Origin of the sequence: Donghicola eburneus (assembly GCF_900115865.1) — a bacterium.
Taxonomy (GTDB): Bacteria; Pseudomonadota; Alphaproteobacteria; order Rhodobacterales; family Rhodobacteraceae; genus Donghicola; species Donghicola eburneus.
In genome coordinates, this window is the sequence record NZ_FOXY01000034.1 from 1 (window position 1) to 7,395 (window position 7,395).

The window sequence follows — 7,395 nt, forward strand, 5'->3', positions numbered from 1 at the left end:
TGAGCCGTGGAGGCAGTCAATCTGACCTCGTAGATAATGTTCGGGCCTTCTGCTTGGGATTTGGGATCTCGTATTAAGGACGGTGAGGGCCGCCAGCGCGCGTACCCTGTGTTTGCTATGGATGAGATCATTTCTTGACGGCAGAGCCCGTCTGGGCAACCTTATCATGGTATCCGTTCCTTGGATGCCAATCGACCTGCTGACCTAAACAGCCAAAATTTCCTGACATAGGACGTTATCGACTCTTATGGTTTTCGGATAGCCCGCTTTTGAGCAGACCTTTTCCAGTGTCTGAACAACATCTTCGCCGCGGTAGCTGAAGCGGGCATCCAAAACAGGGCAGAACCGCGAGTGAGTGTCGACGACCGTCAGAATGCGCAACTTTTGTCCCAGGGCCAACTGGTCGTGGACAAAATCCATCGCCCATACGTCGTTTGGTCCGACAGCTTCAGCACGATCTTCTCGTAGCTTCGCCTTCACGCGCCGCTTCGGTGTCTTGTTCCGTAATTGCATGCCCATAGCTCTGTAAACATTGTAGGTTTTCCGGATGCTGAGATCCCAACCTTCACGGGTTAAAACTACATGCACGCGTCGATACCCATATCGAACACGCGTTTCGCAGATCTCTTTGATCCGCGCTTTCAGCGCTGCCGGATCCGTGCGGCGGGATTTGTAGTGGTAGCTTGAGCGGTCAAAACGCAGCGCCCCACACGCTCTGCGAATAGAGACCGCCCAATCTGCGCACATCCCGCGAACGAGTTCACGCGACCGTTCCGGCTTCAGAGCTTTCGGCGAATAACATCTTGCAGCATTTCACGGTCCAGCGTCAGGTCCGCGACAATCTTCTTGAGACGCGCGTTCTCGTCTTCAAGCAGCTTCAACCGTCGCATCTCGTCGGGCAGCAACCCACCGTATTTTTTCTTCCAATTGAAGTAGGTCGCCTGACTGATCCCAGCTTTGCGACAGATCTCGGCAACAGGCATTCCGTCTTCGCCTTGCCGCAAAATGAACGCCTTCTGCGCGTCCGTAAACTTCGGTGCTTTCATGCGTTTCCGCTCCTTTCCCAGCCAGGAAAGACTACCCGAAAACTCCAGCTTCAAATGGTCCAGTTTTCAGCAGGCAGAGCAACGGAAGCCCAGGACGATATCAAAAGATGATGTTTGCATAAAAAGATAACTAAAAGTTTTAAAGAAAAAGCTGTTCTTAGTAGCAGCAATATAGATTGAGGAATGGAGTCGCTATGACGGGCGCAGATACGAAACTTGAAAGCTCACCTCTTTTGAGCGCAGAGTTGGAGCGGATCGCGCAAGCTCATCTTATCGGTCAAGTCTCTTTACGGCTTGATGAGAGCATTTTCTCTGGCGCCGATCAGAGTGCTGCAGCCAGCGTCAACAAAATGCTCGATCATCAAATGGATATCCTTCGTCAGATCATGACAACGATGATGGCGTACTCGCAAGGGGAATTTGACTACTCGCCGGTGCCTTTGGGGGGAGAGTTGGCATTTGTCGACAAGTCTACTGAAAAAATTCGAACTGCATTCCAGAATGTTGTTACAGAGATATCCAGCATGTCTGAAGCCATCGTTTCTGGAAAACTCGATAGAAAAATAGAAATTAACCGGTTTAAAGGTCAATATAAAGAAATTGTGAAATCGTTTGAGCGTGCCTATGATCATCTCAATGATGTTATCGGTAAAATTGTTCAGCAGACAGGACAGCTTACGATTTGTATCAGCGATGCAAGTTCTGCGGCGGAGTCCCTGAAGTCAACAAGCTCATTTCAATCTACATCTGCTGACGATATCTCATCATCTGTCCAGCAGACAGGTCAGATGGTCCAAAAGAACGCCGAAGCCTCGAAAACGGTGGCCGAGTTGACGGGTGTGAGCTTGGTGAATGCGGGGGAAGGGGCCAAAAGTGTTCAAGAGATGGTCGCCGCAATGCACCACATTAAGTCGGCTTCTGATGATATTGGACGTATCATAAAAGTGATCGACGAAATCGCGTTTCAAACCAACCTGCTTGCCTTGAACGCTGCAGTTGAAGCTGCGCGCGCCGGGGAGCACGGTCGAGGTTTCGCGGTGGTCGCTCAAGAAGTTAGAAACCTAGCCAGCCGGTCTTCAAAAGCGGCTCAAGAAACGAGCCAGTTGGTTGAGAGCGCAACTCGACGCGTAGAAGAGGGCGTCTCAGTTGCATCCAGAACAGAAGTTGCTTTCGGCAAAATCGTCGAGAATATCAATAGTATTTCGAGCCAAACAAAAACCATCGCGCTGTCGTCCGAGGAGCAGGCGAGAGGGGTTGAGCAAGTCGGAGCTGCAGCTGTTTCTTTACTAGACTCATCGCGTTCAATGAACGAACAAACTCAACGCGTTGCAAACTTCGTGCAATCTGTAACGTCTGTTGCTGCGTCGCTTGATGATGCAATGAAGGGTTTTTCGACGCGTTCTATTTCAGAGGAAAAAAACGACAACATCGCTGCTGCTCTAGATCTGTCAAAGCTTTCGCGTAGTGACCTAATGCGTCTAAATGACATTCTTTCTTCTGGTAAACAAATTCCTTCCGATTTATTGGCGAAAATAGCCGAGACAAGTGTCGCCTTGGCACCGCAGAAACCTTCTGAGAACCCAAGTATTTTTGAGAAGAATACTGCTTTGCTGGCGGATGACTCTGATCCTTTCGAAGGCTTTTAATGCGGCGAGCGCCGAACATAGGTTTCATCGTAGAGTGTGTTACTGGCAATGCGAGGTACTACCGAGGCTTTATGCTTGATGAATTGCTACTGCTGAATCCTAATAGTAAGAACCTAGTTGGCGATCTTAGACTTAAGTATCAGTCTGTTGTGCCTGAAGAAGCATAGTCGGACAATGGCGTGAGAGAGTGTGAAACAGCTGGTCTTTGGCTAATGGCTTTGCCACCAGCTCGAGCATCCCAGCGCCAAGGCACTCTGCCTCTATTTCGTCACTGACATAAGCTGTCGCACCGATGACTTTTGTATGAGCCAACGCTGCTTGATTCAGAATTTCACGCGTCGCACTGATACCGTCCATCACAGGCATATTCAGGTCCATTATTACCAGATCTGGCCTATGTTTGATAGCCAACTCAACGGCTTCTTGACCGTTTTCGGCCGTCCATACGGCATTGCCGTTCTTCTTGAGCAAAAGGGTCAAAACTTTGCGATTGATCGGTTCGTCATCGACGATCATCACACTCAGATCCTGCGGCAACTGGTCAGACATAGAGCCAATTACTGGACGCGGCTGTGATGCCCGTGGGAAAGAGAAAGTCGCGACCGCGCTGGCAGAGTCCTCTCCAGTTTCTTCAAAAGTCAGCGATCCGCCCAACTCCAAAATTGCGTTTTGTGAAATCCACAGGTTTAGGTCGATCGTTTCCTGCTTATGTTTGTCAGACCCCTGCCCTGAGTACACTTTGCGTGCCAGATTCCCGTCACCTAGCTTGGATCTGAAGGTCGGAGCGGTGATGGACAGGCGGTAAGTGATCTGGGTGTCGTGGACGACGCTATCGCATTCGACCCGCACTGATGCGCCCCCGGGCGATGCGAGCGCTTCGATATATAGGCTTTGGAACAGGCTCTGCAGGACGCTTTCTTTCCCAAGGGCCATGTGCGAGCCGATGTTGTTTACCAGCGTACTGTCCAAATGCCGGGCTTGGGTGCGAGACACATTCTCGGTGTAGAGCGCATTTAGCACCTTGCCGACATCAATGGCGGTTTGCTCTTGTGTGTCGCTCGGGGTGTCTGACTGCACAAATGACATGATGTTGTCGACCTGACCCAGCAAACGCTCAGTGCTTTTCTTGAGCGTTTGAAACAAACGTTTGTCAGCGCTGGACAGGGTCATGCCGTCTTCCAAAATATCGAGGCTCAGGAACATCCCGTTCAGCGGCGTTCGCATCTCGTGCGAGATTGCGCGGATCAGGCGGCTTTTGGCCAGACTGGCCATCTCGGCTTTCTTCTGTGTTTCTTCAAGCAGACGCATCCGCTGGATTGCGGACTCCGCACGCTGGGTCTCGGACAGGTCATGAATTGAGTACAGGGTTGCGTCTTTGCCTTTCCAGACAATCGGCTTCAGCGTCACTTCAATTGGGATGCGGCGCTCTCTGCCCTGAATATACCCTTCCACGGCAGAGTATAGCGGGGTCTGCAGCGCCCATCCATCGACCCCTTCTTTGAGGCCTAAGAAAACATAGCGTTTGACCTGCTGATTCAGTGTGGCCGAAATGTGAATGCCTGTCAGTCTGTGAAAGGACTCTGAAGACTCTAGGATCTCGCCGGTGCGCGCAACGATCAGGACCATATCGCCAGACGCTGCGACAAGATCCTTACTGGATTTCTCGATAGCGCGCCGCTTCGATGTTTCGGCCTCGCGCTTTTTCACCTCAGACGTGAAGCCTGCCATGTCGTGCTGGCTGTCGGCCTTTTCAAACCACAGCATCAGGTGACCGTTGCGGTCGAGCCGTTTGCCTGCAACGCGATGCTCTTGACCGAGATGATCGACGATTTTGTCGAACCGAACGTTTGTCGATTTCGCGATGCTACCGAGGAAGGCTTTGGTCGACTCCGCTCTGAACAACGCCTCGGCACCTCCCGCGTTGTACATCGAGCGTGCAGCCTCATTGGTGACCACCATGTCAGCGCGAACAGTGGTGATGAACGAGGGCTTGTCGAACGTCTCGATGATTTCCTGCAGCAGGGCCGGGTTAGTCGTCATACCCGAAATACCTTCTGCCGCCGCCAGCGGAGCCGTCCGTGTGGACCAATACGCTGCAGCACCCGTCCCCATTCGCGATTGTTTTCAGCAATTCGACCCGCGCTTCGCCGTGCAGTGTCGCGGCGATCGTGCCAAAGACATTGGATGTCATCATGCAGAGCGACGGCCGCCCATCGACAAAAGATCCGAAAGGGCATTTCGTGTTTGAAAATTCAATGGTTTTGCTGTCTTCGCTTTCGACCTTGAAGGTGCCGCCGATACGGGCCTTCAGATCGGTCAAGATGTAAGACAGGTCATCAGGTGTGATTTCGCCGTTGTCCGAGCTGTTGCGATAGGCCCCGCAGATAGTCTCGCCAATGCGCTCGCCTACGGTTGAAATGTAGCCCTCTGCATCTTTTAGCCCGACCACGTCCTGCAACGTTCCTGATAGAGCATTGACCATAGAGAGCAAGAAAACTTCGCGCTCCAGATCTTCTTTTCTTTCAATTGGTTCGGCTCCCAAGGCGTCCTCCACGGCATTGATCTGATAAGGATGCCGCGAACTCATGCGGCAGCACACAATCAAAGCACCTGATAACTCCGCGAAGTATCATGCGGACTTTGGTACACACCCGAGGCCTAGCTTTTAGTTAAACCTACTAACCTTTAATATGGAAATCTAGACTTAGGATTTACGTGGGCAATAGCGTATGTCGACTTTGCCAGTTTCAGGAGGGCAGACCCCGACGATCCAGCCAGATTTTTAACACTTCAATCTGCGCGAGCGTGCCTGATGAAGTCGGCAGTCCAACCAAGACGGGCGCCAGCGTGTAGGCGTGAAACTTGGTCACTTTGGTCTGCGGATTCGATTGCCCGAAACCCTTGCCTAAACTGACGGATCTGATTTGCGTCTCATTCATGGCGGTCACCTTTGCGTGATTTGGTGTATTGCCTTTGGGAATCAGAAATCTATGGGTGTTGACTTGGGTAGACCATTTGAATTCATAGAGCGGCGGGAAATAATAGCCCGCCGCCCGGCGTAGATTTTATTTTCTAGTGAGTCACCTGCATGCTAGAATTAGTCGCCTCACGTTCGTAGCGGAATACGGGAACGGCTTGGTACTCCCCAGTTGAGCAGGAGAAACTATTCTTTAGCTGAGCGAAAATTTGCTCTTGTGCCTCTTGGAATAATTTCATGTCCCCGGGGCTGTCAAAGTTAACAGTGATTTGCACCATGCCTTCTTTGCAAAGGAATACGCTTAGCCCAGCCATGTTGTATCGTGAGATTAAAGGGGTCAGTTCTTCGGCCATAAATGCTGCAGCTATTTTGCCCTCAGCGAGGCCAGGCACTTCGATCTGATAGATTTTAGAGTACATGTGATCAGTCCATCATTGCAAAGAGGTCTTCGACATTTAGGCTGCTACTTGCTGAAATAGTTCTCCGATAAGTAGCCGCATTTAGTCCGTGCTCGGCCTGTAGTTCACGCCCCGATGCTGTAAGGTCGGGAACCGATCCCGTCAGATCTACAAGTCCATTTGCTTCTAGATCTTTCAGGGCCTCTGTGTCTGCAGGAATGCCGCCACAAACATTCAGAAAAGCTTCTATTGCTGCAGGGCTTGTTGCGGGTAAAGACTTTCGAAAGTAACCCGCTAGCTTAGCCATTCTTTCAGTAATCGCGTCACGCTCCTGCATCTGTAGAGTGATCAGCAAAGTCATGTTTCCCGCAAGCTTCTCCATCCCTTGAATCTGCTCGGGACTCATGGTGCGCGGCTGGTAATCCACAGTACACAAGGTTCCCAGTACCAAACCGTCATCGGTTACTAAGGGATAAGCTCCCCAGAAAACCCAATTAGGCGGATCAGTGACCAAGGGATTGTGTTTAAGTTTTGGGTGATTACGAAGGTCTTGTACGATTGTAGGATCGGTACTCCCGAGCGCATATTGGCATAGAGTTAGATTACGAGGTACTTCGTCAGCGTCAATTAACCCACCAAAGTCCTTGGCCAAGAAAAACTGACGATCTTCATCAAGCAGTCCGGTGTAAGCAACCGGACAATCGCTGATCATTTTCGCTAGTTCGACGTACAATCCATATCGTTCTTCTTGATGGACATCCATAACGCCAGAACGATGAACGCGCGCGTTTCGAGCAGCTTCGTTAACCGGCAATGGCGCAGCTTCATAGACCATGCTTATTCCTCCCATAACTCTGTAATATTATGGTGATGTACTTTGCCATGAGATCCAACGCTCAAAGGTCAGTTTAAATTATATCAATTGATTGGAGGTGTAGCCAAAGATTGGGGTTGAGCCGCGATCCATTACCTACATTGCGCCTGGTTCTCTCGGCGAGCAGCGCTGTTAGATCGTTTGTATCAATCTCTTTAAAATCAAATGTGCACATCCACTTGGCTTTGGATGGCTTTATTATACGAGATTATACGAGCGGCGTGTGGTTTTTCACATGGCGCGCGATCAGGCGCAGCACCCTTTGGCCTTTGGTCGGGATGTGTCGCGCCGCCGTCCGTTCAGTCTGCTCCGCAATATCGGGGAAGAGCTGCAGAATTTCCGCGCGGGCATCTTCTGACACGGCCTTCAACGCTTCGGGGCCTGTGAACAAGCTCTCCGTCGCGGCCCCGTTGGAAAATACGATTTCGTGCCGGTCGAAGAGAATGTGGAAGTA

General features: G+C 51.0%; 7 protein-coding genes and 1 pseudogene. 1 reads left to right on the top strand and 7 read right to left on the bottom strand.

Features of this window, described 5'->3' with window-relative positions:
- Window positions 1-237: 237 nt before the first annotated feature.
- Window positions 238-1,046, bottom strand: a pseudogene (locus tag BM225_RS21105) (IS3 family transposase); the annotation flags it as partial.
- A gap of 194 nt (window positions 1,047-1,240) precedes the next feature.
- Between BM225_RS21105 and BM225_RS21110 the strand changes: the two are divergent.
- A complete protein-coding gene (locus BM225_RS21110; protein ID WP_092465494.1) occupies window positions 1,241-2,692 on the top strand; it encodes a methyl-accepting chemotaxis protein in 1,452 nt (483 codons plus the stop codon).
- Between the two features lie 132 nt (window positions 2,693-2,824).
- Here the strand turns inward: BM225_RS21110 and BM225_RS21115 are convergent, their stop codons facing one another.
- From BM225_RS21115 to BM225_RS21920, 6 genes are all read right to left on the bottom strand, one after another.
- Window positions 2,825-4,732 carry a response regulator gene (locus tag BM225_RS21115; protein WP_177218681.1) on the bottom strand — a complete coding sequence of 636 codons (1,908 nt, stop codon included), beginning with the start codon at window positions 4,730-4,732 and terminating at the stop codon, window positions 2,825-2,827.
- Window positions 4,722-5,234, bottom strand: coding sequence for a methanogen output domain 1-containing protein (locus BM225_RS21120; RefSeq protein WP_092465499.1), 513 nt, complete (start codon window positions 5,232-5,234; stop codon window positions 4,722-4,724). Before BM225_RS21120 ends, BM225_RS21115 begins: the two co-directional genes overlap by 11 nt.
- A 205-nt stretch (window positions 5,235-5,439) precedes the next feature.
- A complete protein-coding gene (locus BM225_RS21125) occupies window positions 5,440-5,631 on the bottom strand; it encodes a hypothetical protein (protein WP_092465496.1) in 192 nt (63 codons plus the stop codon).
- 133 nt (window positions 5,632-5,764) lie between these two features.
- The gene (locus BM225_RS21130) at window positions 5,765-6,088 is read right to left on the bottom strand and encodes a hypothetical protein (RefSeq protein WP_092465497.1); all 324 of its coding nucleotides are present in this window, start codon (window positions 6,086-6,088) and stop codon (window positions 5,765-5,767) included.
- 4 nt (window positions 6,089-6,092) lie between these two features.
- The gene (locus tag BM225_RS21135) at window positions 6,093-6,902 is read right to left on the bottom strand and encodes a GAF domain-containing protein (protein WP_092465498.1); all 810 of its coding nucleotides are present in this window, start codon (window positions 6,900-6,902) and stop codon (window positions 6,093-6,095) included.
- A 247-nt stretch (window positions 6,903-7,149) separates the two neighbouring features.
- Window positions 7,150-7,395 (bottom strand): Hint domain-containing protein (locus BM225_RS21920; RefSeq protein WP_218157093.1); only part of this gene is annotated, 246 nt, incomplete at its 5' end.